The organism is Kribbella sp. HUAS MG21, assembly GCF_040254265.1.
Lineage (GTDB): Bacteria > Actinomycetota > Actinomycetes > Propionibacteriales > Kribbellaceae > Kribbella.
In genome coordinates, this window is the sequence record NZ_CP158165.1 from 4,059,920 (window position 1) to 4,085,476 (window position 25,557).

A 25,557-nucleotide genomic window follows, 5' to 3' on the forward strand; every position below is an offset into this window, starting at 1 on the left:
CCTGTCGTTGCGGTACGTGTCGAAACTAAGTCCCCGGAGGGGTCAGGCGGACGTCCTGCGCGTGGACAGCAGCAGAACAGCCGCCCTGGGAAGCTTCCCAGGGCGGCTGTCGGGTCGGTCAACCGTCGTTCGGTATCGGTTCGGTCAAGCGGCCGCTGCAGGGCCAGTGCCGACTTAGTGCATGGCGGCCGCGGCCGACGACTCCAGCGACTCGTCGCCGTCGCCCTTCGGGGCGTCGTCGCGCCCGGCGAGCCGCTGCTCCGGGGTGATCACCGCGATGATCAGCGCGATCGCCAGGAACGGCAGCGAGACCAGGAACACGTCGCCCATGGCGTCGACCAGGCCGTGCAGCGCCCAGCCCTTCATCGGCTCCTTCAGCGCGTGCAGCGCCTCGACGCTGTTCGCCGCCTTGGCCAGCCCGTCGACCATCTGCTGGGTGGCGTGCGGGACGATGTCGGTCAGGTGGTCCTTCAGCCGGCTGGTCAGCACCGCGCCGTACACCGCCGTACCGATCGCGCCGCCCATCGAGCGGAAGAACGTCATCGTCGAGGTCGCGCTGCCCATGTGCTGCCGGGGCACGCTGTTCTGCGCGGCGGTGACGGTGATCTGCATCGACAGGCCCAGCCCGGCGCCCATCACGAACATGTAGATCGCCAGGTGCCAGTACGGCGTACTCATGCTGAGCGTCGACAGCAGCACCATCGCGCCGCCGACGAGCACCGCGGAGACGATCGGGTAGATCTTGTACCGGCCGGTCTTGCTCATCAGCTGGCCGCTCGGGATCGAGGCGGAGAAGATGCCGACGATCATCGGCAGCAGCGCCAGGCCGGAGCGGGTCGGCGACATGTCCTTCACCGCCTGCAGGTACAGCGGCAGGAAGATCAGCGCGCCGAACATCGCGAAGCCGAGCAGGAACGCGTACCCGGCGTACCCGGAGAAGATCCGGCCCTTGAACAGGTCCATCGGGATGATCGGCTCGGCGACCTTGAGCTCGACGAAGACGAACGCGACGGCCAGCGCGACGGCCGCGGCCAGCAGCGCGATCGTGGTGGCGTTGTCCCAGCCGTTCTCCGGGCCGCTCCAGGAGACGGCGAGCAGCAGCGAGGTGACGGCTCCGGTGACCACGGCGGCGCCGAGGTAGTCGATCTTGTGCGACCGCTTCACGTGCGGCAGCTTCAGCACGGCGGCGACGATGCCCAGCGCAACCAGGCCGATCGGCAGGTTGATCCAGAAGATCCAGCGCCAGCCCGGACCGTCGGTCAGCACCCCGCCGAGCAGCGGGCCGGCCACCGAGGACAGGCCGAAGACGGCACCGAAGTACCCCATGTACTTGCCGCGCTCGCGCGGCGGAATCACGTCGCCGATGGTGGCGAACGCGAGCGACATCAGACCGCCGGCGCCGAGACCCTGGACGGCGCGGAAGCCGATCAGCATCTCGATGTTCTGCGCCAGCGCGGACAGCACCGAGCCGGCCAGGAACGTCACGATCGCCGCGATGAACAGCGGGCGGCGGCCGTAGAGGTCGGAGATCTTGCCCCACAGCGGGGTGGAGGCGGTCGAGGTCAGCAGGTACGCCGTGACCACCCAGGACAGCTTGTCCAGGCTGTTGAACTCGCTGACGATCTGCGGCAGCGCCGTCCCCACGATGCTCTGGTCCAGGGCGGCGAGGAACATGCCGGCCATCAGTCCGCCGAGGACGACCATGATCTGCTTGTGGGACAGGTAGGTGGGTCCGCCGTCGGTCGTCGCTGAAGCGCCGCCGGCGGGGGCGGGCTCTGTGGTGCTCATCTGGTGCTCTCCAGGTTGTTGTCGGTGTGCTCACGGTTGGCGGGGTCACCGTCGGCCGTGGAGGTCTGGTCTGTACTGCGCTCCTCCGGGGCGGCGGGCCGGCGCAGTCGCGGTGCGACGGCGGCCCAGCCCTTGTCGGCCCAGGCGGCGCTGCTGGGGGCTTCGGTCAGCGCGGCGACGCCGTCCGCGAAGCGGGTCATCAGCCGCTCGAAGGTCTGCACGTCCTCCTCGGACCAGCCCTCCATGGCGGCGCTGAGCAGCTCCATCCGGTGCCGGGCGCCGGCTTCCCACTGCTCGACGCCCTGCTCGGTGAGCTCGACGCGGAAGGCGCGGCCGTCGGCGGGGTCGGGGGAGCGGCGGACCATGCCGAGCTGCTCCAGGGACCGGACGTGCCGGCTCGTGGTGGAGGCGTCGAGCTCGAGTCGCGCGGCGAGGTCGGACAGCCGCAGCGCGCCGTTGCAGCGGAGCGCGAACAGTACGACGTGCGCACTGTGGTCGAGCGTGTCGCCGGGCTGCTTGGCCTTCAGCCGGCGGCCGATCCGGGTGAACGCGTGCATCACACCCTCGATCGGGGTCTGTGGAACGTACGCGTCGTTTACTTGCATGCTGCAAGCATATACATGCTTGCGTGATACACGCAAATGACTTTCCAAGATCATCAGGTGAGCCGCCACTCATTTGCTCTCGGTCGCCGCCTGCTCACTGTCCGCAGTGAGCGCGGAGGGGGACAGTGATTCGACGCCGGCGCGCGGCGGTTTGTGACGCGGACCGGCGAAAGAGTGGTGCTGGCCTCCCCGGTGAAGGTCGGCCCAGCACCCTCGCGGGCCGCTCGGTCCACCACGAGGCTGTGGCGGTGATCAACCGGCGGCTGGTGGAGTTCGGCGTCATCTGTCTCGTACTGACCTGGATCCCCTGGGGAGTGCTCGGCGTACTCGGAGCCGATCCGGACGAGGGCGTGGGCATGCTCGTCTTCGCGTTGGCCGCGGCCGGGCCGTCGCTGGCCGCGCTGGTGATGTGGTTGCGGCACCGGGACCGGCGGCGTGTTGTCCGTTGGTCGCCGGTGTGGCCGGTGGTCGCGGTCGTGCTTGGTGCGCTGCCGCCGCTGGTGGCCTCGGCGGTGCTGGGGGATCTACCGGCGCTGCCCGAGCATGCGTCGTCGGTCGTCGCCGCGGCAGGAGGGATCCTCGGCGCTGCGGCGTACACGCTCCTGGCAGGTCCGGTGGCGGAGGAGTTCGGGTGGCGCGGGTACGCGCAGCCGCGGTTGCGTCAGTACTACGGTCCGCTCGGAACGACGGCGATACTCGGCGCGGTGTGGGGTGTGTGGCATCTGCCGCTGTACTTCCTGCCGGGCACCGGACAGTACGAGGACAGGCTGTTCACGCAGCAAGGGCTGACGTTCTTCCTGGAGCTGTTCCCGCTGACGTTCGTGATGCAGTTCGTCACCGAGCGCCTGCGGGGTGGGGTTCCGGCGGCGATCCTCGTGCACGCTGCCTGGAACCTGAGCAGCGAGCTGGTGCCGCCGCTCGGTAGCGGTGTCTGGGTGGAGTTGCTGGTCCTGACCGTGGTGGCCGCGGCGTTGCTGCCATGCTGGACGGCAGTCCGGCGAGGCAGAAGGGTGACGGCATGACTCGGGTTGCGGTGGTGACCGGTGGTGGGTCGGGGCTGGGGCGGGAGATGGCGCTCGCGCTGGCCGGCGCGGGGTTCGCGGTCTGGGTGACCGGGCGGACCGAAGAGAAACTGAAGGAGACCGCCGCGGCGGCGGGGAGTGTCGGGGGCGAGGGGCCCGGAGCTGTCCGGTATGTCGTGCTGGATGTGGCCGACGGGGCGGCGGTGCGGGAGTTCTTCGGAGGACTCGAGCGGGTCGACGTACTCGTGAACAACGCGGGCGTCGGGTCCCCGGCCGCGGCGGTGCAGGACGTCCGGGAGGAGGACTGGCGGCGGGTCGTGGACACCAACCTGACCGGGTCCTTCCTCTGTGCGCAGGCGGCGTACGACGTGATGCTGCGGCAGGACCCGAAGGGCGGGCGGATCATCAACAACGGCTCGATCTCGGCGCATGTACCGCGGCCGCAGGGGATCGCCTACACCGCGAGCAAGCACGCGATCACCGGGCTGACCAAGAGCCTCGAGCTGGAGGGCCGCGCGCACGGGATCACCGCCTGCCAGATCGACATCGGCAACGCCGCGACCGCGATGACCGCCCGGATGGAGCAGGGCGTGCTGCAGCCGGACGGGTCGATCGCGGTCGAGCCGACGTTCGACCCGAAGATCGTCGCCGACTTCGTGGTGCGGATCGCCGAGCTGCCGACGTCGGTCGCCGTACCGACGCTGACCGTGATGGCGGCCGGGATGCCGTACGTCGGCCGCGGCTGATCAGCTGGGGAACAGGTCCTGGAGCCGCTCCATGATCCGGGCCGTCGTTTCGCCCAGGAAGCGGATGCCGGCCAGTTCCAGCTCGCTGCCGGCGTAGTCCTCCGGCACAACCAGCTCACCGCCGAGCCAGGTGTGGCGGATCCGCTGGGTGGCAGTGATGTCGGCCAGCGGGTCCCCGTCGACCAGTAGCAGGTCCGCACGGCCACCTACCGTCAGCCGGCCGCGGTCAGCCAGGTTGAACACCTCAGCGGGCGCACTGGTCGCAGCCACGAGCGCCTCCGCCGGAGTGAGCCCAGCCCGCACCAGGTGCGCCAGCTCCCGGTGCAGCGACGCCCCGAACACCAAACCGGGGTTAGGCGCATCCGTCCCCGCCAGCACCCGTACTCCGGCCTGCTGCAACGCCAGCGTGTTGGCGCGGGCAGTACTACTGTCCGGCGGCTCCGGTGGCATCCAGCGCTGGGACTGCTCGACCAGCACCTGCTGCCAGCGCGCAGGCATCCGTGGCATCAGTTCTGGTTCGTCCAGCAACGGCAGCTGCCTGGACGGCCCGTTGAACCCGTCGACGATGCCCAGCGTCGCGATGACCGCCACATCCGCCACCGCCTCGACGTCCCGTGCGGACATCGGATCCGACGGCACATGGGCGAGTACGTCGACACCACACTCGACGACCTGCACCGCAGCGGCGGCCGTGGACACGTGGGCGACCACGATCAGGCCGTGCTCGTGTGCCTCCCGGGTCAGCGCCAGTACGGACGCCTCGTCCAGTGTCGGCAGCTGCAGGCCGTGGCCCGAGCCGTCGTCGTAGATCAGCTTGAGGTGGTCGGCGCCCTCCGCGATCCGGTCCGCGACGAACTGCTTCGCGTCCTCCGGCCCTGTCACGTAAGGGAACGGCGGATACGCGATCGACGGATGCCCGCCGGGCGCGGTCGCACCGATGCCGGACGTGAGGAAGGCCGAGCGCGGCACCTCCTGCCGGATCACCTCCGGCATGCTGAACTGGTCCAGCTGCGTGGTCACGCCGTACGTCGCCGCGAGATGCGTGCAGCCCGGCGCCAGGTGGATGTGTGAGTCGATCAGACCGGGAAGCAACGTAGCGCCGGTGCCGTCGACGACGACGTCGCCCGGCTGTGCGATCTCCGGGCCGCCGACCGCGACGATGCGATCGTCCGCGACCCGCAGGGAGTTCGCGCGGAGCGCCGTACCCCGGTCGACCAGTCGGGTGTGCAGGATCGTGAATGCCATGTCGCGGACGCTAAGGGGTGACGTAACGTCATACTCCAACCTGATTTCCGGAGGTGTCGTGGAGCGCACGGTCAGCGAGCTGGCCCGGTTGGCCGGGGTGTCGGTGCGGACGCTGCGGCATTACGACGCCATCGGCCTGCTGCCGCCCGGCCGCGTCGCCGCGAACGGCTACCGGTACTACGGCCGCCCCGAACTCCTCCGCCTGCAACGGATCCTGCTGCTCCGCGAGCTCGGCGTACCGCTGCCGGCGATCGCGCGGATCCTGGACGAGCAGGACGACGAACTCGCCGCGCTCCAGGGACACCGGGAGCAACTCCTGCGGGAGCGGCGGCGCCTGGACGACATGCTCGGCGCGGTCGATCGGACGGTCGCGGCGCTGTCCGGCGACGACGCGGTCCCCGACGAGGAGTTCTTCACCGGGCTGAACCAGGCGCGGTCGCGACTCCGCGACGAGCTGGCCGAGAGATACGGCGAGTGCGCCGCGGAGGGGTTCGAGAAGGCCGTACGGGAGACCGACGGCTGGACGCGGGAGGACTACGAGCGGATGGGCGACGAGGGCCGTCGGCTGTTGCTGCGCATGGCCGCCGCGCGGGACCGCGGTGTCCGCCCGGACTCCAGCGAGGCGCTGGAGCTGATCGAGCTGCACTACCAGGGCGTCCTGGAGCTCTGGCCGGCCACGCCCGCCTCGTACTACGCGCTCGGCGACCTCCTCGTCGAGAACGCCGACCAGCGGGCGATCATCGAGCTGGTGGACGGCGAACTGGTCGAGTGGCTCGCCGCCGGGGTGCGGGCGTACGCCGTGCAGCGGCTGGGGTATGCCCGAATCGACAAGAAAACTGTCCGCGGGTCGGTCTAGTGTCGGGCAGGTGAGCGAGCAGCGGGAGTCCCTGGTCCACGTCCGCGGCCTGCGCAAGTCGTACGGCGACTTCGAGGCGGTCCGCGGGATCGACCTGGACGTGTGGCGGGGCGAGGCGTTCGGGTTCCTCGGGCCGAACGGCGCCGGCAAGTCGTCGACGATGCGGATGATCGGCGCGGTCTCGCCGACCAGCGGCGGCACGCTGCGGATCCTCGGCCTGGACCCGGCCACCGACGGCCCGGCGATCCGCGCCCGGCTCGGCGTCTGCCCGCAGGACGACACCCTCGACACCGAGCTGACCGTCCGGGAGAACCTGACGATCTACGGCCGGTACTTCGGTCTCAGCCGGGCCGAGTGCCGCAGCCGCGCGGACGAGCTGCTCGAGTTCGTCGCGCTCACCGAGAAGGCGAAGGTCAAGGTCGACGAGCTGTCCGGCGGGATGAAGCGCCGGCTGACGATCGCGCGCTCGCTGGTCAGCAAGCCGGATCTCCTGCTGCTCGACGAGCCGACCACCGGCCTCGACCCGCAGGCGCGGCACCTGTTGTGGGACAAGCTGTTCCGGCTCAAACAGGCGGGCGTCACGCTGATCATCACCACGCACTACATGGACGAGGCCGAGCAGCTGTGCGACCGGCTCGTGGTGATGGACGGCGGTCAGATCGCGGCCGAGGGTTCCCCGGCCGCCCTGATCCGCGACTACTCGACGCGGGAGGTGACCGAGCTGCGGTTCGGGCCGGACGTGATGCTCGCCGACCACGACGCACTGGCCGGCAAGGTCGAGGACCTTGCCCAGCGCATCGAAGTATTGCCGGACCGGCTGCTGCTCTACACCGACGACGGCGAGCGCGCGGTCGCCGCCGTCCACGAGCGCGGCCTGCAGCCGGCGGCGGTGCTCGTACGCCGTTCCACGCTGGAGGACGTGTTCCTCCGTCTGACCGGCCGGACGTTGGTGGACTAGCCATGGCGCTTGCGGTGGAGAACGGTCGCCGGATGTTCGACTACTGGCTGACCGTCTACAAGCGGACGTGGAAGGGCACGATGATCACCAGCTTCCTGCTGCCGATGCTGTACCTGGCGGCGATGGGGATCGGGCTCGGCTCGTTCGTGGACAGCAACGGGACCGGCGCGCTCGGCGGTGTCAGCTACCTGCAGTTCATCGCGCCCGGGCTGCTGGCCTCGACGGCGCTGCAGATCGCCGTCGGCGAGGCGACGTACCCGGTGATGAGCGGCCTGAAGTGGCAGAAGTTCTACCACTCGATGATCGCGACGCCGCTGCGCCCGGCCGACGTGGTGTACGGGCAGCTCGGGTTCATCGCGTTCCGGGTGCTCAGCTCGTGCGCGGTGTTCCTGGTGATCATCGCGCTGTTCGGCGGGCTGGACTCGCCGCTCGGGGTGCTCGGGTTGCCGGTCGCGCTGCTGGTCGGGATGGCGGTCGCCAGTCCGATCGCGGCGTTCGCGACCACGCTGGAGAACGACTCCGGGTTCGCGATGGTGTTCCGGTTCGGCGTGGTGCCGGCGTTCCTGTTCTCCGGGGCGTTCTTCCCGGTGTCGCAGCTGCCGAACTGGATCGAGTGGCTCGCTTACGTCAGCCCGCTGTGGCACGCGGTCGACCTGTCCCGCGGCTTGAGCCTCGGCACGGTGAACCCGTGGCTCGCGCTCGGCAACCTCGTCTACCTGCTGACCTGGTTCCTCGTCGGCACCTGGCTCGCCGTCCGCGGCTTCACCCGGAGGTTGATCGGCTGATGGCGACCATTGCAGCACGGGTCCTGCCCGTCCCGGTCCGGCTCGGCGGCGGCCGGCATCTCGTCGAGCGGAACTTCCTGCTCTACCGGCGGTCCTGGGTGGTGTTCATCTCAGGGTTCTTCGAGCCGGTGTTCTACCTGCTCTCGATCGGCATCGGCGTCGCCCAGCTGGTCGGCTCGTTCACGCTCTCCGACGGGACGACGATCGCGTACGCCGCGTTCGTCGCGCCGGCGATGCTCGCGAGTTCCGCGATGAACGGCGCGATCTTCGACTCGACGTACAACATCTTCTTCCGGATGAAGTACGCCAAGCTCTACGACTCGATCCTCGCGACACCGCTGCGGCCGTGGGACCTGGCGACCGGCGAGGTCACCTGGGCGCTGCTGCGCGGGGCGATTTACTCGGCGATGTTCATCCTGGTGATGCTGGCCATGGGGCTGGTCTCGTCGTGGTGGGCGCTGCTCGCGCTGCCGGCCGCGGTGCTGATCGGGTTCGCGTTCGCGGGCGCCGGGATGGCGCTGACGACGTTCATGCGCAGCTGGCAGGACTTCGAGTTCGTGCAGCTGGCGATCATGCCGATGTTCCTGTTCTCGGCGACGTTCTACCCGGTCGAGACCTACCCGGGCGCGATCCGCTGGCTGGTCGAGATCACGCCGCTCTACCAGGGCGTCGTCCTCGAGCGGGCCTTCACCACCGGCACCGTCGACTGGTTCCTGCTCGTCCACGCCCTCTACCTGGCCGCGCTGGGCACCTTCGGCATGTACGTCGCATCGCGCCGGCTGGGCAAGCTGCTGCTGAAGTAGCGGTGAGATCCAGTCGCAACACTTCCGGTGGAACGAGGGCCCGGAGGGTCGCGTCAGTTCGGGTATGAACCTGATCGGTGCGTGGCGGCGACGGCAACGACACCGGGAGCTGCTCTTCGGACCGAAGGTTCTGTTGCCCGGCGGGCCGGAGCAGTGGATCGAGGACTCGCTGGACTGGCTGATCGGCCGGTTCGGCGTCGAGCCGCTGCGCCGGGATCCGGTGCTGCCGAGCGCGTTCGTGCCGGCCGGGTACGACGGCTCGGAGCGCGCGGCGCGGGAGCTGTGCGTCAAGGTCTGCGCCTGGATGGAGGTGCCGGACGACCGGATCCGGTTCGGTTTCCGGATGGAGGAGGTCCGCGCCGCCGCCCGGAGCGCCGCCGCCCGCCGCCTGCCCGCGGAGGTGGTCGCCATTTCGGGGCTTCGGGCAACGATGACGCCGGCCGAGGTGGACGCCCTGGCGGCCGCGGGGCACGCGGCCGAGATCGGCGTACTGACCGAGCGCGAGCTGGCCGCCGAGGTGAAACGCAGTACGGCGATCCTCCGGGAAACCGACGCGAACCGCCGGGCCGAGCTCCGCGAGCGCGCCGAGGCGGTCTGGTCGGCACCGGCCGGAAGTGGTTCGCGGGCCGCGTGGCTGGATCTGCGCGGCGGCGGCCATCGGGGTACCGCGGTGATGCTGTCGGCAAGCACTTTGGCCGACCCGGCGGCGGTGGTTGCCGCGACCGCCCATGAACTCGGGCACGAGGTGCTCTGGGGCTATCACCTGATCGACCGCGGCCGGGTGGACGCCGAGGCGCTGACCGACTTGTTCGCGGTGTTCCACGGCTTCGGGGTCTTCCTGGCCAACCAGGCGGTCGAGCGGGTTCCGGGCCGGCGATCGGAGTTGCGGACGCTGGGCTACCTGGGGGAGCGCGGCGCGTCGGACGCTTTGGCGGCGTACTGCTACCGGCGGCACCAGCTGTGGCCGGAGACGCCCCTGCCGACGATGCCCACCGAACTCGACCGCGCGGTCCGGATCCGCACCTTCGCCCGCCTCGCCACCCTGGTGAAGAACGCCGAGATAGCGTCGATCCAGCAAGGCGCGTGACGTTTGCGGGTGCGCCGGACAGGGATGATCCTGCGGGTGAGGAATCCGATCGGGATGATCAGGCGGAGCCGGCAGTTGCGCTCCCAGCTGAAGGCACCGCGCGAGCGGCTGCCCGGCGGCAGCCGCCGCTGGATCCGTGCGTCGACGGACTGGTTGGTGGCCGAATTCGGCCGCGACGTCGTACTCCGACCGATCGCGTTACCGACCGACATCATCCCGGCCGGGTACGACGGCAGCGAGGCCGCCGCGACCGAGCTGTGCGCACGCGTCGACGAGCGGATGGGGCTGAAGCCCGGCCAGTGCGAGCTGAGCTTCGAGCTGAACGGCGTACGACGTCCGGTGAGCGGCCTGGTGGTGAAGGAGCCGCACGGCCGGTGGGTCCGCGGCAACGGCCGGAACCAGATCCACCTCGCGCCCGCGCTGACGGCCGACCCGGTCGCGCTGGCCGCGATCTACGCCCACGAGGTCGGCCATGAGCTGCTCCTCGGCGGCGGCCGGATCTCACTCGCACGCCGCCCCGACCACGAGCCGCTCACCGACCTGCTCACCGTCTTCTACGGCCTAGGCATCTTCACCGCGAACGCCGCCTACGAACACCGTCCCCGCCCGAACGGCCGCGGCAAGCAACCCTTGGCCCGCGGCTACCTCCGCGAATCCGCCCTCGCCGAAGCGCTGGCGTACTACGCGAAGCTCCGCGGCGAGCGGCAGCCGGACTGGGCCCGGCACCTGGACCCGCCCGTTCGCCGCGGGATGAACAACCACCTGGCTGTCCTGCACCGCTGACCGGCTTCCGCTGATTAGGGTGAGGTGGTGATCGAGGCCAGGGATGTCGTGCGGGCGGCGGAGTTGTTGCACGATGTGGTGGCGCCGACGCCGTTGGAGTACTCGCGGTGGCTGAGGGAGCTGGTCGGCGGCGACGTGTTCCTGAAGTGCGAGAACCTGCAGCGGACCGGGTCGTTCAAGCTGCGCGGCGCGTACGTGCGGATGGCGCGGCTGTCGAAGGCCGAGCGCTCCCGGGGTGTGGTCGCGGCGAGTGCCGGCAACCACGCGCAGGGGGTCGCGCTCGCCGCGCAGCTGCTCGGGATCAAGGCGACCGTGTTCATGCCGAACGGCGCCCCGATCCCGAAGGAGAAGGCGACCCGCGCGTACGGCGCCGAGATCCGGTTCGTCGGGACGTCGATCGACGACTGCCTGATCGCGGCGCGCGCGTTCGAGGCCGAGACCGGTGCGGTGCTGATCCACCCGTTCGACCATCCGGACATCGTCGCGGGGCAGGCGACCACAGGGCTCGAGATCGTCGAGCAGTGCCCGCAGGTCCGCTCGGTCGTCGTACCGACCGGTGGCGGCGGGTTGCTCGCCGGGATCGCGGCGGCGATGCAGCGCGACGGCCTGCCGATCGAGGTCGTCGGGGTCCAGGCGTCCGGCGCGGCGGCGTACCCGGCCTCGCTCGCGGCGGGGGAGCCGGTGCAGCTGGAGCGGATGGCGACGATGGCCGACGGGATCGCGGTCGGGCTGCCGGGGGCCGTGCCGTTCGAGACGGTCCAGCGGTACGTCGCCGACGTGCGAACCGTCGGCGAGGACTCGTTGTCGAAGGCCGTCCTGCTGGTGCTCGAACGCGCGAAGCTCGTCGTCGAACCGGCGGGCGCCGCGGCCGTGGCCGCCGTACTGGACGAGCCGAAACGGTTCACGCCGCCGGTCGTCGTGGTGCTGTCCGGCGGCAACATCGACCCGCTGCTGCTGATGCGCGTGATCCGCCAGGGCATGGCGGCCGCCGGGCGCTACCTGTCGCTGCGGGTCCGGATCCCCGACACACCAGGCGGCCTGGCCACGCTGCTGACCCAGGTGGCGGCGCTGGACGCGAACATCATCGAGGTCCTCCACGAACGCATCTCGGAAACCCTCAGCCTCGAAGAGGTCGAGGTAGCCCTACAACTCGAACTCCGCGGCGAGGCCCACCGCGAACGCCTCCTCACGGGCCTCGTCACCAACGGGTACAGCTACACGCTCAATTGACCAGCGGTGGAGGGTGCGGGCTCGCAGGTCTTCACGAGTGGGGCGTGTAGGCGTTGGGCGAGTACTGCGCGCTGGGTGGGCTGGGCCTCGGCCTGGCGTTGTAGGCCCTCGTCGGTCAGGCGGACGTTGACCGCGCGCCGGTCCTCGGGGCACATGTGCCGCTCGACCAGGCCGGCGACCTCGAGGCGGCCGATCACGCGCGACAGCGCGCTCTGGCTGAGGTGCACGGACTTGGCGATCGTCGCGACCTTCGCGGAGTGCTCCGGCAGCTCGGCGAGCCGCTCGAGCACCTCGTACTCACTCATGCCCAGCGAATGCCCGGCCTGCAGCGCCCGGTCGAGCGCGCACGTCAGGTCGGCGTGGCGGGCCAGCAGCTCACGCCACTCCCGCACATCGGCGCCGGCATCGGCGGTGGATTCACCAGTCCCACCGCTGACCTTGGTAGCGGTCATGCCGCCGACCATAGCATGCACGCGCAATCTATGCAAACGCATTTAATGCCTAGACATTAGATGCACGCGCATGCAATAGTCTCTCCTCGTGACCGAAACAACGCACACCACATCACCTGGATCAGCTGGCCGCATGACTTGGGACGCGCGCCTCTGGGGCGCTCTTCTGGTGGTCTGCGGCGTGATCTTCCTCGACGGCCTGGACGTGTCCATGGTCGGCATGTCCCTGCCGTCCATCGGCGCCGACCTGGGCGTCTCCCTTGCCTCTCTGCAGTGGGTCGTGACCGGCTACGTGCTCGGGTACGGCGGCCTGCTGCTGCTCGGCGGGCGCACCGCCGACCTGCTCGGCCGGCGCCGGGTCTTCCTGATCGCGCTGGCCGTCTTCGCCGTGGTCTCGATGCTGAGCTCACTGGCCACCAACCCCGAACTGCTCATCGCGGCGCGGTTCGTGAAGGGCGTCGCCGCGGCGTTCACCGCCCCGGCCGCGCTCTCGATCATCACCACCACGTTCCACGAGGGCCCGGATCGCAACCGCGCCCTCAGCATCTTCACCACCTGCGCCGCCAGCGGCTTCTCGATGGGCCTGATCCTCGGCGGCGCGCTGACCGAGGTCGGCTGGCGCTGGACGTTCCTGGCGCCCGGTCCGGTCGCCCTGATCGTGCTGCTGTTCGCGATCAAGCTGATCCCGAACAGCCCGCGGGACGACGCCGCCGGCGGGTACGACGTACCGGGCGCGATCACCGTCACCGCCGGGATGCTGTCCCTGGTGTACGCCGTCGTCGGCGCCGAGCACGCCGGCTGGGTGTCGGTGCAGACGATCGGGCTGTTCGCGCTGGCCGCCGTACTGCTCGCGGGCTTCGTCGCGATCGAGCTGCGCAGCAAGCACCCGCTGGTGCGCCTCGGCATCCTGCGCAACGCCTCGCTGCGGCGCGCGAACCTGGCCATCCTGACCGTCTTCGGTTCGTACGTCGCCTTCCAGCTGATCGGCACGCTCTACCTGCAGAACCTGCTGGGCTGGTCGTCGTTCGAGACCGCGCTCGGGTTCCTGCCGGCCGGCCTGCTGGTCGCGACACTGTCCCCGAACGTCGGCAAGATCGTCGACCGGGTCGGTACCGAGAAGATGATCATCGTCGCGATGGCGCTGTTCGTCGCCGGGTACGCGCTCTCGCTGCGGATCGGGCCCGAGTCGGCGTACTTCTCGACGGTGTTCCCGACCATCATGCTGCTCGGCCTCGGGTTCGCGATCGGGTTCCCGTCGCTGAACATCCAGGCGGTGTCCGGGGTCCCGGACCACGAGCAGGGGCTGGCGTCCGGGCTGTTCAACACCTCCAACCAGGTCGGCGGCGCGGTCGTGCTCGCGATCGTCACCGCGGTGATCAGCAGCCAGACCGCCGGCGTCAGTGCGCCGACCGGTGTGCTGTCGGCGTACAAATCCGGGCTCGGGGTCGTGACCGGGATCGCGGCGCTCGGTCTGGTTATCGCCCTGACCGGTCTGCGGGGCCTGCGGGCGCGCCGGGCGACCGAGGAGCGGGAGGCGGCGGAGCTGGCCGCCGTACAGGACGAGCTGGCGAAAGAGGAGATGACGCCGGCAGCGTGACAACAACCAGCTCCGCCAGGGGCTGTGCAGTTATAGAGAAGCGGTGGTGCGGACTCCGTTCCGGGGTTCGTGCCATCGCTTTTCGGGGGCTTCCCCGATTGGTTTCGACCCGGCGGGGTGCTGGACTTGGTGGCATGAGCAACCAGAGCTACGACGAGAAGGTCAAGGACATCCTCGACCGCGTCGCCAAGGGTCACCTCTCCAGCGAGGAGGCCGCCACCCTGATCGCCGCCCTCAAGCCGACCACGGCCGCCGCCGCCGACGCCGGCCCCACCGGCGACGCGACATCCGAACAGCCGGTTGCCGACGAGGGGGAGACCGCATCCGCGGGCAAGCCGCCGTGGCCCTGGCCGACCGGCGACGAGGTGCCCTCTCCCGAGGTCTGGGCCGACGCCGTCGACTCCCCGAACCCCGAGCCCACCGAACCGAACACCAAGCCGACCGCAGAACCCGCCGGCCCGTCCGCCAAGCCAGCCGCAGAGTCTGCCGGCCCGGCGGCCGAGCCGGGTACTGGGTCCGCTGGACCAGCGAGCAAGCCGGGCGCTGAGGCTGCGGGACCGGCCGGCAGGCCGGCTGCGGAGTCCGCCGAGCCCGGCTGGGCGGGGGTGCAGGACAGTGTGGTGGATGACGAGGCCGAGCCGGTGGAGGAGCACAGTAATGTGCCGATTCCGTCGGGGGTGCAGCGGGTGACGGTGCGGGCGATCGGGCGCCGGGTGCGGCTGATCGGTGAGCCGGCCGTGAACGGCGTGGCGGTCGACGGGCCGCACGTGATCAAGCGCGACGGCGACACGCTCGCGATCAGCAGCGAGGGCGACATGGGCGTCTCGATCGACGGGTTCAGCATGCTCCGCAACCCGACCGACCTGAAGGCGCACGTCAACGGCCTCGCCAAGGAACTCTCGATCCGCGTCAACCCGCACCTCCAGGTCGAGGTCGAGGTCACCGGCGGCAGCGTGCACGCCGAACGCCTCCCCGGCCTGACCCGGGTCCGCGTCACCGCCGGTATGGCGAAGGTCTCCGACGTCGACGGCCCGGTCGACGTACTCGTCCAGGCAGGTTCCGCCGAACTGGACGCCCAGATCACCAAGGGCCGCTCCCGCGTCCGCGTCGAGTCCGGTACGGCGAAGGTCGCCCTCCGTCGCGGCTCCGACGTCCACGTCCACACCGAGGCCCAACTGGGCCGCGTCACCTGGACCGGCGCAGTCTCCGGCCAGTCCAAAGACGTCGAAATCGGCCGCGGCCGCGCCGCCCTGGACGTAGAGGTCCTGGTCGGCACAGCGCAGATCGCCTCCGACTGAGGATCGCCAGGCCATCACAATCGCCCATCCGGCTCGCCGCCGCGCTGGACCACGGCGTCACCGGACGATTGTGATGGCCTTGGCGTCGGTACCTCCTCGGCCGGGATCGTCCGCAGCCTGCGGAGGGGGGAGAGGTAGAGGGCGGCGGTGCCGGCGAGGGTGCCGAGGCCTGCGATCCAGAGGGTGAGTTGTAGGCCGAAGGCTGTGCCGAGAGCGCCGCCGAGGAGGCTGCCGAGGGGGGTGGCGCCCCAGCTGACGAAGCTCATGGTGGCGCTGACCCGGCCTTGGAGGGCCGCTGGGCAGAGGCGTTGCTGGGTGCTGACCTGCAGGACGTAGCTGACGATGATGCAGAACCCGGCCAGCAATGTCCCGACCACGAACCAGCTCACCTGCCACCCGGGCCCCGTCAGCGCCTGCACGGTGAACGCCACCCCGATCCCGGTCGACGACACCAGCAGCGTGCGCGCATCGCCGTACCGGCTGCTGAGCTTCTCGGTGACAGCGGAGGCGACGATCGCACCGAGAAGACCGATCATGCTGAGCACCCCGATCGTGGCCGGCTGCAGATGAACGCCACGCACCAGGTAGACGACCATGATCGCCCCGGCCGCCGCCTGGAACAGCATCGTCGTCATCGTGTTCAGCGCGAGCGGCCGCAGCAGCGGGTGCCGGAACACGAACCGCAGCCCCTCCCCGATCTCGCGCCGCAGATTAGGCCGCTCGGGCTGCACCGGCGCCACCTCCGTCGCCCGGATCGCCCGCAACCACACCGCTGACCACAAGAAGCTCAACGCATCCAGTCCGATCGTCAACGCCGCCCCGAGCCACTGGACGAGCAGACCGCTCGCACCCGCCCCGAGGACCGCGGCCATGGAGTGGTTGGCCGCGAGTTTCGCGTTCCCCGGCAACAGCCGCTCCCGCTCGAGCAGCCGAGGCAGGTACGACGTATGCGCCACGTCGAACAGCACCGTGAGGATCCCGGCCGGGACGAGTACGACGTACACCTGCGTGAGTGTGAGTACGTCGAACCACCAGGCGATCGGGATCGACGCGAAGAGCAGCGCCCGGAGCAGGTCGGCGTACACGAGGACCGGGCGGCAGCGGACGCGGTCGGCCCACGCCCCGGCGAACAGACCGAGGACGAGCCACGCGGCCGTCTCGCAGGTGCGCAGCAGCGAGACCTGGAGCGTCGAGGCGTCCAGGGTGAGGACGGCGAGCAGCGGGATCGCGCCCATGCTGAGGCGCGATCCGAGCTGGCTCAGCAGGTCGGCGGCCCACAGCCGGCGGAAATCGGGGTGACGGAGGATGCCCATTCCGTGACCGTAGAGCCCGACTTGAGTCATGTCGACTCAACTATCAAGAAAGTTGAGTCTCCTCGACTCAATATAATTTCAGAGTGAAATTGTCGGCGATCTGGTGCAGGATGGTGGCCTGCGTCACATCCAGAAGGGGGATGTTCGGATGGCTGCAATCGAGGCGACCGGCCTCGTGAAGACATTCAAAGGCAGGAAGACCACGGTGAAGGCGCTCGACGGCATCGACCTCGACGTGCCGGAAGGGACTGTGCTCGGCCTCCTCGGGCCGAACGGGGCGGGCAAGACCACCACCGTCCGGGTGCTCACCACGCTGATGCGGCCGGACGCCGGCAGTGCCCGCGTGCTCGGCCACGACGTGGTGGCGGAGGCGGACACCGTGCGGTCGCTCGTCGGGCTCTCGGGGCAGTACGCCGCGGTCGACGAGCTGCTCACCGGCCGGGAGAACCTGTGGATGTTCGGCCGGCTGTACCGGCTGAGCAGCCAGCAGGCCAAGGCCCGCGCGGAGGAGCTGCTGGCCACGTTCGATCTGACCGAGGCGGCGGACCGCACGCTGAAGACGTACTCCGGCGGCATGCGGCGCCGGCTCGACCTCGCGGGCTCGCTGATCGCGCACCCGAAGGTGCTGTTCCTCGACGAGCCGACGACCGGCCTGGACCCGCGCTCGCGGCTCGACCTGTGGCAGATCATCCGCGACCGGGTCCGCGAGGGCGTCACGATCCTGCTCACCACGCAGTACCTCGAGGAGGCCGACGAGCTGGCCGACAGCATCGCGGTGGTGGACCACGGCTCGGTGATCGCCCGCGGTACGGCGGACGAGCTCAAGGCGAAGGTCGGCGGCGAGCGGATCGAGGTCGTCGTGCACGACCCGGGCGACACCACCCGCGCGCTGGAGCTGCTGACCGCCGCGCTCGGGATCGCGGATCCGGAGTCGACCACGCTCGAGGAGCACACCCGCCGGATCACGGTGCCGGCGCCGGGCGGCTCGAGTGCGCTGGTCGAGGTGATCCGGACGCTGGACGCCGCCGGGATCCGGATCGCCGACATCGGCCTGCGGCGGCCGACGCTGGACGACGTTTTCCTCAGCCTGACCGGGCACGAGGCCGAGCAGAAGGAGTCGTTGTGAGTACGCAGTCGCCTGCCCGGGTGAATCCGGTCGCCCGGGCGTTGTCCGATGCCGGGGTGCTCGCCTGGCGGAGCCTGAAGCGGATCCCGCGGACGCCGGACATGCTGATCTACGCGACCATCCAGCCGATCATGTTCGTGCTGCTGTTCGCGTACGTGTTCGGGAACGCGATCCCGATCCCGGGGTTCCCCGGCGCGCGGGCGTACCGGGAGTTCCTGATGTCCGGGATCTTCGCGCAGACGATGGCGTTCGCGGTCGCGTCGGCGAGTGTGGGGCTCGCCGACGACATGTCGAAGGGGCTCATCGACCGCTTCCGGTCGTTGCCGATGGCAAGGTCCGGGGTGATCGCCGGCCGGGTGGTCGGCGACCTGGTGTTCAACGCGTTCGTGATGCTGGTGATGGTGCTCTGCGGGTTCATCGTCGGCTGGCGCTGGCACAACGGGTTCGGCCAGGCGCTGGCGGCGTTCGCGATCCTGCTGCTGTTCGCGTTCGCGATGCTCTGGGTCGGGGCGCTGATCGGGCTGTCGGTCGGCGGTCCCGAGGTGGCGGCCTCGGCCGGGCTGATCTGGCTGTTCCCGCTGACCTTTCTGTCGAACGCGTTCGTCCCGACGCCGAACCTGCCCAGCGGCCTGCAACCGGTCGCCGAGTGGAACCCGATCTCCTCGATCGTCGCCGCCTGCCGGCACCTGTTCGGGAACCCGTCGCCGTTCGCCAGCCCGGACGGCTTCCCCGCGCAGCACCCGGTGTGGCTGTCGCTGATCTGGTGTGCCGTGATCATCGCGGTCTTCGCGCCGCTCGCGGTCCGCAAGTACCGCAGCGCGACGACGCACTGATCCCCGGACACTGCCTGGGGACCGCGGACATCTGACCAGGTGTCCGCGGTCCCCGTCAGCTGTCCACGGTGGGGCTGACGACGGTACGGCGTGACTCAAAAAGCAAGCGCCCCGGTGGTTGTCCACCGGGGCGCTGGAAGCTTTGGTGGAGTCAGCCGGTGAAGGGTTCCGCGGCGACGATCTCGACGGTCACGTCCTTGCCGTTCGGGGCCTCGTAGGTGGCCTTGTCGCCCTTCTTCTTGCCGAGGATCGCGGCGCCCAGCGGAGACTGCGGCGAGTAGACGTCGATGTCCACCGACGCGTCCAGGGCGAGCAGCTCGCGGGAGCCGAGCAGGAACGTCTCGACGTCGTCGTCACCGGCGAACTTGATCGACACCTTCATGCCCGGCTCGATCTTGCCGCCGGCCTTCGGGGTCTCGCCGACCCGCGCCCGCCGGAGCATGTCCTCCAGCTGCCGGATCCGGGCCTCGATCTTGCCCTGCTCGTCCTTCGCGGCGTGGTAGCCGCCGTTCTCCTTGAGGTCGCCCTCGTCCCTGGCCTCGCTGATCCGCTGGGTGATCTCGGCACGGGCAGGGCCCTTCAGGTGCTCGAGCTCCGACTTCAGCTGGTCGTAACCGTCCTGCGTCAGCCAGACAACGCTGTCCTCGTCGATCTTCTGCGTCACGGGCTGCTCCTTGTGTCGGTGGGATGGGCAGGAAAATACTGCTGGCCGCCGTCGTCGACGGCGACCATTCCAACGAGCGTAGCAAGAGACCGCCGATCACGCAGGGGTCCCAACGGTCCACAAACGCCTGGAAAACGTTTGCTCGGCGGCATTACGCCGATCGCGGAAAGTTTCCGGGCAATCGGTTGCCGTCAGACCCGCGATTGACCCCTGACCTGCACTTTCCTACGCTCCCCGGAAAACGGCGCGGGGCGGGCGGGGGACGTGGTGGAGCTGACAACGAGTGCCGGTCGGCGCAGGTGGCTGTGGACCGCGGGCATCGCCGTGCTCGCGCTCGTGGCGGCGACGATCACCTGGATCGCCACGGGCCGCGGTGACGACGACGTACCGGCAGCCTCTCCGACGGTCAGCGCGACGCCGAGCGAAGAGCAGATGCTGGCCGCCGTCGACACGGTGCTGAAGACGCGAGCATCCGCAGTACTGACCGGCCAACTGTCGCAGTACCTGCAGAACGTCGACCCGGCGAACCAGCAGCTCCGGCAACGCGACCAGCAGGTGTTCGCCAACCTGCGCAAGCTCGGCCTAGCGCGACTGAGCTACCAGGTCGACACCAACTGGGCTCCGGAGCCGCAGGAACAGCACGGGCCGAGCGCCCGCGCACTGCGCGTGCTGATGCAGCTACAGGTCGCCGGTATCGACGCGACTCCGCGCGCCACCTCCCTCGGCTACACCTTCGCCGAGCGCGACGGCCGCTGGCTGCTGGTCGACGACGACGATCTCGCGGCCGAGTCGGACCTGAACGCGTACCGCGAACCCTGGGACCTCGGCGCGATCGAGGTCGCCCGCCGGCCCGGCGTGCTGGTCGTCGTACCGGCCGCCGAACGCCGCAACGGCGAACGCCTCGCCCGGGAGTCGCAGCTGGCCTTCCCGACGGTGCGCGCGATCACCCGGCGTACGCAGGCGGGGATTCTGGTCATCGCGATGGCCGACAGCCGCTCGATGTCCGCCGAATGGCGCACCGGCGGGCATCCGGCCGCCGCCGTGGCCGTGCGCAACTTCGCCCCGGCGAACCCGGAGGCGAGCGAGTTCGAGGTGACCGGCAGCCGGGTGGTCATCAACCCCGACCAGCGCACCAAGGCCGGACGGTTGCTGCTGGCGCACGAGTTCACGCATGCGGCGATGGAGCCGCTCGGCGACCGGGCGCCGAGCTGGCTGGTCGAAGGACTCGCGATGTACGTCGAGAACGAGCTCGCCGCGCGCAACGGGTACCGGGAGGAGCTCGCCGACCAGCGCCGCGAGTTGCTGCGCGAGAAGATCCCGGCACTGGTGGTGCTCCCGATCGACGGCGTCTTCCACGGCGACTACGACGAGGACAGCTACGGCGTCAGCTGGGTGATCGTCGAGTACCTCGTGACGAAGTACGGGCAGCGGACCGTGAATGCGCTGTACGCCGACCTCGCGCGCGGCCCCGACGATCCCGCCGTTCGGGAGCAGGTACTGCGCAAGCACCTGAAAGTCGGCGAGACCGCACTGGTCGCCGCGCTCAAGAAGTCCTAGCGCGGGCGGTGCTGGTCGGCCGTCGTACAGCCGATCAGGACGACCGAGGTCGCCGACCGTTGCGTCGTCAGGGTCACCGGGACCACCTGGTCGCGCGGGGAGTCGGCCGGCACCGTGACGCTCACCTCGCCGACGATCGAGAAGTCCGCCGCCTTGGCCTGCAACCGGCAGACCGCCTCCACCGACTCGTTCCGGTCGACCTTGACCGTGGCCTTGGCGCTCGTCGGCGACACGATCTCGAACCCCTGCAGCTGCGACTGCACCGGCGGGTGCGACTGCGCCCAGGCGACCCAGACCAGCCACGCGAGGCCGGCCAGCGCGACCACGGCCACCGCCGCGACGATCAGCGGCCGGCGCGAGCGTCCGGTCCTTCCGTACCGGGCGTTCAGGTCGGCGGTGGGGGACGGGGAGGAGTCGGTCACAGGTGCGTCCAGGGGGTCGGTCGTGGGTTTTGCGCGGGGTTGGAGGACCATTGTGTCTTGTGAGTGGAGATCTGCGGTTGTTGCATGTGCACGCCCACCCGGACGACGAGTCGAGCAAGGGAGCCGCGTCGACCGCGCGGTACGTGGCCGAGGGCGTGGAGGTGATGGTCGCCACGTGTACCGGCGGGGAGCGCGGATCGATCCTGAACCCGAAGATGGACCGCCCCGAGGTGCTGGCGAACATCACCGAGATCCGCCGCCGGGAGATGGACACGGCGCGCGAGATCCTCGGGATCCGGCAGGAGTGGCTGGGCTGGGTGGACTCCGGGTTCCCGGAGGGCGACCCGCTGCCGCCGCTGCCGGAGGGCTGCTTCGGCCTGCAGAAGGTCGACGACGCGGCCGCCCCGCTGGTGAAGCTGATCCGCGAGTTCCGCCCGCAGGTCGTCACGACGTACGACGAGAACGGCGGCTACCCGCACCCGGACCACGTGATGTGCCACCAGATCACGGTGGCCGCGTTCGAGGCCGCGGGGGACAAGGACGCCTACCCGGAGCTCGGCGAGCCGTGGCAGCCGCTGAAGCTGTACTACCACCACACGTTCCACTACGAGCGGATGAAGGCGCTGCACGACGGGATGCTCGCGCGCGGCCTCGAGTCGCCGTACGCCGAGCGGCTGAAGGACTGGAAGCCCGACCCGGAGAACGAGCGCCGGATCACCACCCGGGTCGAGTGCGCGAAGTACTTCGAGGTGCGGGACCGGGCGCTGCTCGCGCACGCGACCCAGATCGACCCGGACGGCGCCTGGTTCGCCGTACCGCTGGAGGTGCACCAGGCGGCCTGGCCGACCGAGGACTACGAGCTGGCGCGCAGTCTGGTCGACTCCGAGCTGCCCGAGGACGACCTGTTCGCGGGGCTCCGCTGACGGGCGGCGCGGACAATGAGAGAATGGTGGCGTGACAGCGATGATCTCCCTTCAGACGGCCGAGATCGACCCCGACGTCGTGAAGCCGGGATGGATCGCGCTCCTGATCGTGCTCGCGCTCGCTGTCGCCACGTTCCTGCTGTGGCGCAACATGGGCAAGCAGCTGAAGCGGATCGACGTGGACCGCGATGGTGCGGACGACCCAGCACCGTCCGGCGGCCCAGCGAGTCCGGACGACTCGCAGTCCCCGGCTGGCGGTGCGGAGCCGAAGACTTCGGAAGCGACCCCGAAGACCCCGGACCGGACATCGAGTGAAACACCCTGATCACGACCTGGTGTCGGACTGGGCTGCCCACCTGTTTCTGACCCTATAGTGAGCCGGTGACCGCGACCCGCGCTGCCAGGCACCGGATGCCTGGACGTCTGGTCGCGGGCGGCGTGGCGGCGGCCGCCGTCGCGTCGGCGGCGCTGGTGGTCGCGATGTACGCCGCCGACAGCGAGCCGAGCCTGTCCGGCGGGATCGGCGGGCCAGGGCCGTTCGTGTCCTGGCTGTCGCCGCTGCTCCGGTTGGTGTCCACGCTGGCCACCGTCGGGTGTGCGGGCGCGCTGCTCGCGGCCGTCGTACTGCTGCGCCTCGAAGGCGGTCCGCTCGGCGTCCAGGGGCGTCGCGCGGTCCGGGACGCGAGCAACTCGGCGATCATCTGGGCGGTGTGCGCGTTCGCCGGTGCCGTGGTGACCGCGGCGCTGCTGCTGAACACCCCGGTGCGGCTGCTTCGGTTGCGGCTGGACGACGCGCTCGGCGTCCCCGAGGTGAAGGCGTTCCTGATCACGGGCATCCTGGTGCTCGCGCTGGCGATCGGCATCCGCCGCGTGCAGACGTCGTCGGCGGCCGGGCTCGGCGTGCTGGTCGCGATCGCGGCGCTGGTCCCGAACGCGGTCACGGCGTACCCGAGGAACGAGTCGTACGTCGTCATCGCCGGCGCCGCACTGGTGATCCACGTGATCGCGGCGACCACCTGGATCGGCGGGCTCGCGGGCCTGGTCCGCTACGGGCGGGCGAGCCGCAACGGGCTGCCGCTGGTGATGGAGCGGTACGGCCAGGTCGCGGTGATCTCGGCGATCGCCGTAGTGCTCAGCGGCCTCCTGAGCGCCGCCGGCCGCCTGGCCGCGAAGGGCGGCGGCTGGGGCTCGGTCACCGACGCGGTCACCGCGGACACGTACGGCGCCCTCCTGCTCGCGAAGATCGCCGCGTTCCTGCTCCTGGTCCTCCTCGCCGCGATCCACCGCGCCTACTCGCGCAACGGCCTCGCCGAAGGCACACACCCCTTCTGGCGCATCGTCGCGGTAGAACTCCTCACGATGTCCGCCACACTCGGCCTGTCGGTAGCGCTGTCCCAGACCGCCTAGTCCGGTGCCCGCCGGCGGGAGCATACGGTGGGGGTATGGCGAACGAGCTCGGGCGGTCGACCAGTCCTTATCTGCGGCAGCATGCGGGCAACCCTGTCGAGTGGCGGGAGTGGTCGGAGGAGGCGTTCGCCGAGGCGCGGGAGCGGGACGTGCCGGTGTTCCTCTCGGTCGGGTACTCCGCCTGTCACTGGTGTCACGTGATGGCGCACGAGTCGTTCGAGGACGCCGAGACCGCGGCGTACCTGAGCGCGCACTTCGTCAGCGTGAAGGTCGACCGCGAGGAGCGGCCGGACGTCGACGCGATCTACATGGCCGCGACCGTGGCGATGACCGGGCAGGGCGGCTGGCCGATGTCGGTGTTCCTGACGCCGGCGGGGGAGCCGTTCTTCTGCGGGACGTACTTCCCGAAGGACTCCCGCGCGGGGATGGCGTCGTTCCGGCAGGTGCTGGAGGCGATCACCGACGCGTGGCAGCACCGGCGCGAACAGCTCGACGGGATCGGGAAGAGCGTTGTCGAGCAGCTCGGCGCGCAGCAGCCCGCCGGCCGGGAGACGGTCGACCTCGCACGGGCCGTGCAGGTGCTGAAGACGGACTTCGACCCGGTCGACGCCGGCTTCGGGCGGGCGCCGAAGTTCCCGCCGTCCATGGTGCTCGACTTCCTGCTCCGCCATCACCGCCGGACCGGTGACGAGGACGCGCTCGCGATGGTCGCGCACACCTGCGACCGGATGGCCCGCGGCGGCATGTACGACCAGCTCGCCGGCGGCTTCGCGCGGTACTCCGTCGACGGTCAGTGGATCGTGCCGCACTTCGAGAAGATGCTGTACGACAACGCGCTGCTCCTGGACGTCTACACGCACTGGTGGACGATCGGCGCCGACCCGCTGGCGAAGCGCATCGCCGAGGAGACCGCGGACTTCCTGCTCGCCGAGCTCCGTACGCCGGAAGGCGGCTTCGCCTCCGCCCTCGACGCCGACACCGAGGGCGAGGAGGGCAAGTACTACGTCTGGACGCCCGAGGAACTGCGCGCCGCGACCGACGACGCCGACTGGGTCATCGACCTGTGCGACGTGACCGGGACCTTCGAGCACGGTACGTCGGTCCTCCAGTTGCGGCAGGACCCGGACGATCCCGAGCGGTGGGCGCGTGTCCGCGAGACGCTCAAGCAGGCCCGCAGCGCTCGCACCTACCCCGGCCGCGACGACAAGGTGGTCGCGGCGTGGAACGGGCTGGCGATCACGGCCCTGACCCGCGCGGGCATCGTGCTCGACAGGCCGCAGTACGTCGAGGCAGCCGAGCGCGCCGCGCGGCTGATCCGCGACGTGCACCTGGAGGGTGACCGGCTCTACCGGACGTCGCGGGACGGCGAGCGCGGCAGCGCGGACGGCGTACTCGAGGACTATGCGGCGTTCGCCCAGGGCTGCCTGACGTTGCTCGGGGCAACGGGAGACGTGGAGTGGTTCCGTACCGCGGAGGCTTTGCTGGGCAGGGTTCTGGCGCAGTTCGTTGCTGACGGCTCCTACTTCGACACAGCGGCGGATGCCGAGCAACTGGTGTGGCGGCCGCAGGACGCGACCGACAACGCGACGCCGTCCGGCGTGAGTCTGGCGGCGGAGGCGTTCACGACCCTCGCGAGCCTGACCGGATCGGACCGGTACGAGACCGCCGCGCAGCAGGCCCTGCAGGCATCGGCGGCGATCGCGGCCCGGGCGCCGCGGTTCGCCGGACGGGCGTTGGCCGTGGCCGAGACGGTTGCCGGCGGCCCGCTCGAGATCGCGATCGCCGGGGACGAGGGGACCGCGGAGCTCCGGCGGGTGGCCTTCGCCGACGCTCCCTGGGGTACGCCGGTCGTGGCCGGTGCGCTCGGTCTCGCGGTACCGCTGATGGAGGGCCGGGGCCTGGTCGGCGGCCAACCGGCGGCGTACGTGTGTCGGAAATTCACCTGCCGCCTCCCGGTGACGTTGCCGGAACACCTTCGCCGCGAGTTGCGCACCGCGGGCTGACCGCCCGGCGGGTGCGGGTTTTCCCTGTCGTTTCGGCGGAATCCCTTGACGCGG

Annotated in this window: 25 protein-coding genes; 18 read left to right on the plus strand and 7 right to left on the minus strand. The window is 70.2% G+C overall.

What is annotated here, in order from left to right:
• Positions 1-174: 174 nt before the first annotated feature.
• Positions 175-1,788 carry an MDR family MFS transporter gene (locus tag ABN611_RS20025; RefSeq protein WP_350281419.1) on the minus strand — a complete coding sequence of 538 codons (1,614 nt, stop codon included), beginning with the start codon at positions 1,786-1,788 and terminating at the stop codon, positions 175-177.
• Positions 1,785-2,393, minus strand: a complete 609-nt coding sequence (locus tag ABN611_RS20030) for a MarR family transcriptional regulator (RefSeq protein WP_350281420.1) — start codon at positions 2,391-2,393, stop codon at positions 1,785-1,787. The genes ABN611_RS20025 and ABN611_RS20030 overlap by 4 nt, the downstream gene beginning before the upstream one ends.
• A 248-nt stretch (positions 2,394-2,641) precedes the next feature.
• Between ABN611_RS20030 and ABN611_RS20035 the strand changes: the two genes are divergently transcribed.
• Positions 2,642-3,415, plus strand: coding sequence for a type II CAAX endopeptidase family protein (locus ABN611_RS20035; RefSeq protein ID WP_350281421.1), 774 nt, complete (start codon positions 2,642-2,644; stop codon positions 3,413-3,415).
• A complete protein-coding gene (locus tag ABN611_RS20040) occupies positions 3,412-4,161 on the plus strand; it encodes an SDR family NAD(P)-dependent oxidoreductase (protein ID WP_350281422.1) in 750 nt (249 codons plus the stop codon). Before ABN611_RS20035 ends, ABN611_RS20040 begins: the two co-directional genes overlap by 4 nt.
• Here the strand turns inward: ABN611_RS20040 and ABN611_RS20045 are convergent, their stop codons facing one another.
• Positions 4,162-5,406: an amidohydrolase family protein gene (locus tag ABN611_RS20045; protein ID WP_350281423.1), complete on the minus strand. Its 1,245-nt coding sequence runs from the start codon at positions 5,404-5,406 to the stop codon at positions 4,162-4,164.
• Positions 5,407-5,464: 58 nt separating this feature from the next.
• On the opposite strand from ABN611_RS20045, the gene ABN611_RS20050 reads away from it, so the two are divergent.
• The 7 genes from ABN611_RS20050 (at position 5,465) to ilvA (ending at position 11,908) form a co-directional block, all read left to right on the plus strand.
• Positions 5,465-6,262 (plus strand): MerR family transcriptional regulator, encoded by a 798-nt coding sequence (locus ABN611_RS20050; protein ID WP_350281424.1) that lies wholly within the window; start codon positions 5,465-5,467, stop codon positions 6,260-6,262.
• A gap of 10 nt (positions 6,263-6,272) precedes the next feature.
• Entirely contained in the window at positions 6,273-7,220 is a 948-nt protein-coding gene (locus ABN611_RS20055; RefSeq protein WP_350281425.1) for an ATP-binding cassette domain-containing protein, read from the plus strand.
• 2 nt (positions 7,221-7,222) lie between these two features.
• On the plus strand, positions 7,223-8,005 hold the full coding sequence (locus tag ABN611_RS20060) for an ABC transporter permease (RefSeq protein WP_350281426.1): 783 nt from the start codon (positions 7,223-7,225) through the stop codon (positions 8,003-8,005).
• Positions 8,005-8,808 (plus strand): ABC transporter permease, encoded by an 804-nt coding sequence (locus tag ABN611_RS20065; protein ID WP_350281427.1) that lies wholly within the window; start codon positions 8,005-8,007, stop codon positions 8,806-8,808. The genes ABN611_RS20060 and ABN611_RS20065 overlap by 1 nt, the downstream gene beginning before the upstream one ends.
• 64 nt (positions 8,809-8,872) lie before the next feature.
• Entirely contained in the window at positions 8,873-9,895 is a 1,023-nt protein-coding gene (locus ABN611_RS20070) for a hypothetical protein (protein WP_350281428.1), read from the plus strand.
• A gap of 36 nt (positions 9,896-9,931) precedes the next feature.
• Complete coding sequence (locus ABN611_RS20075) at positions 9,932-10,678, plus strand: hypothetical protein (protein ID WP_350281429.1); 747 nt, start codon at positions 9,932-9,934, stop codon at positions 10,676-10,678.
• Positions 10,679-10,702: 24 nt separating this feature from the next.
• Positions 10,703-11,908, plus strand: coding sequence for a threonine ammonia-lyase (gene ilvA / locus ABN611_RS20080; protein ID WP_350281430.1), 1,206 nt, complete (start codon positions 10,703-10,705; stop codon positions 11,906-11,908).
• Here the strand turns inward: ilvA and ABN611_RS20085 are convergent.
• Positions 11,893-12,360 (minus strand): MarR family transcriptional regulator, encoded by a 468-nt coding sequence (locus tag ABN611_RS20085; RefSeq protein WP_350281431.1) that lies wholly within the window; start codon positions 12,358-12,360, stop codon positions 11,893-11,895. The genes ilvA and ABN611_RS20085 overlap by 16 nt on opposite strands.
• Before the next feature lie 133 nt (positions 12,361-12,493).
• Here ABN611_RS20085 and ABN611_RS20090 point away from each other — a divergent pair, with 133 nt between their 5' ends.
• Together ABN611_RS20090 and ABN611_RS20095 are read left to right on the plus strand one after the other, a co-directional pair.
• Positions 12,494-13,957, plus strand: a complete 1,464-nt coding sequence (locus ABN611_RS20090) for an MFS transporter (protein WP_350281432.1) — start codon at positions 12,494-12,496, stop codon at positions 13,955-13,957.
• Positions 13,958-14,091: 134 nt separating this feature from the next.
• Positions 14,092-15,255 (plus strand): hypothetical protein, encoded by a 1,164-nt coding sequence (locus ABN611_RS20095; RefSeq protein WP_350281433.1) that lies wholly within the window; start codon positions 14,092-14,094, stop codon positions 15,253-15,255.
• A 14-nt stretch (positions 15,256-15,269) separates the two neighbouring features.
• On the opposite strand, the gene ABN611_RS20100 is transcribed toward ABN611_RS20095, so the two are convergent.
• Positions 15,270-16,568: an MFS transporter gene (locus tag ABN611_RS20100; RefSeq protein ID WP_350281434.1), complete on the minus strand. Its 1,299-nt coding sequence runs from the start codon at positions 16,566-16,568 to the stop codon at positions 15,270-15,272.
• 148 nt (positions 16,569-16,716) lie between these two features.
• Here ABN611_RS20100 and ABN611_RS20105 point away from each other — a divergent pair, with 148 nt between their 5' ends.
• A complete protein-coding gene (locus ABN611_RS20105; RefSeq protein ID WP_350281435.1) occupies positions 16,717-17,694 on the plus strand; it encodes an ATP-binding cassette domain-containing protein in 978 nt (325 codons plus the stop codon).
• A complete protein-coding gene (locus tag ABN611_RS20110; RefSeq protein ID WP_350281436.1) occupies positions 17,691-18,527 on the plus strand; it encodes an ABC transporter permease in 837 nt (278 codons plus the stop codon). The genes ABN611_RS20105 and ABN611_RS20110 overlap by 4 nt, the downstream gene beginning before the upstream one ends.
• Positions 18,528-18,678: 151 nt before the next feature.
• Here ABN611_RS20110 and greA read toward each other — a convergent pair whose 3' ends face one another.
• On the minus strand, positions 18,679-19,191 hold the full coding sequence (gene greA / locus ABN611_RS20115; protein ID WP_167206879.1) for a transcription elongation factor GreA: 513 nt from the start codon (positions 19,189-19,191) through the stop codon (positions 18,679-18,681).
• Between the two features lie 267 nt (positions 19,192-19,458).
• On the opposite strand from greA, the gene ABN611_RS20120 reads away from it, so the two are divergent.
• The gene (locus ABN611_RS20120) at positions 19,459-20,748 is read left to right on the plus strand and encodes a hypothetical protein (RefSeq protein ID WP_350281437.1); all 1,290 of its coding nucleotides are present in this window, start codon (positions 19,459-19,461) and stop codon (positions 20,746-20,748) included.
• On the opposite strand, the gene ABN611_RS20125 is transcribed toward ABN611_RS20120, so the two are convergent.
• Positions 20,745-21,170, minus strand: coding sequence for a DUF4307 domain-containing protein (locus ABN611_RS20125; RefSeq protein ID WP_350281438.1), 426 nt, complete (start codon positions 21,168-21,170; stop codon positions 20,745-20,747). The two genes, ABN611_RS20120 and ABN611_RS20125, sit on opposite strands and share 4 nt — an antisense overlap.
• A 59-nt stretch (positions 21,171-21,229) precedes the next feature.
• Between ABN611_RS20125 and mca the strand changes: the two genes are divergently transcribed.
• Genes mca through ABN611_RS20145 form a run of 4 tightly spaced genes read left to right on the plus strand, consistent with a single transcriptional unit; the run spans position 21,230 to position 25,503 of the window.
• Entirely contained in the window at positions 21,230-22,093 is an 864-nt protein-coding gene (gene mca / locus ABN611_RS20130; protein ID WP_350281439.1) for a mycothiol conjugate amidase Mca, read from the plus strand.
• Between the two features lie 31 nt (positions 22,094-22,124).
• Positions 22,125-22,418 (plus strand): hypothetical protein, encoded by a 294-nt coding sequence (locus ABN611_RS20135; protein WP_350281440.1) that lies wholly within the window; start codon positions 22,125-22,127, stop codon positions 22,416-22,418.
• 56 nt (positions 22,419-22,474) lie between these two features.
• Complete coding sequence (locus ABN611_RS20140; protein WP_350281441.1) at positions 22,475-23,500, plus strand: CopD family protein; 1,026 nt, start codon at positions 22,475-22,477, stop codon at positions 23,498-23,500.
• 35 nt (positions 23,501-23,535) lie between these two features.
• Positions 23,536-25,503 carry a thioredoxin domain-containing protein gene (locus tag ABN611_RS20145; protein WP_350281442.1) on the plus strand — a complete coding sequence of 656 codons (1,968 nt, stop codon included), beginning with the start codon at positions 23,536-23,538 and terminating at the stop codon, positions 25,501-25,503.
• Positions 25,504-25,557: the final 54 nt, after the last annotated feature.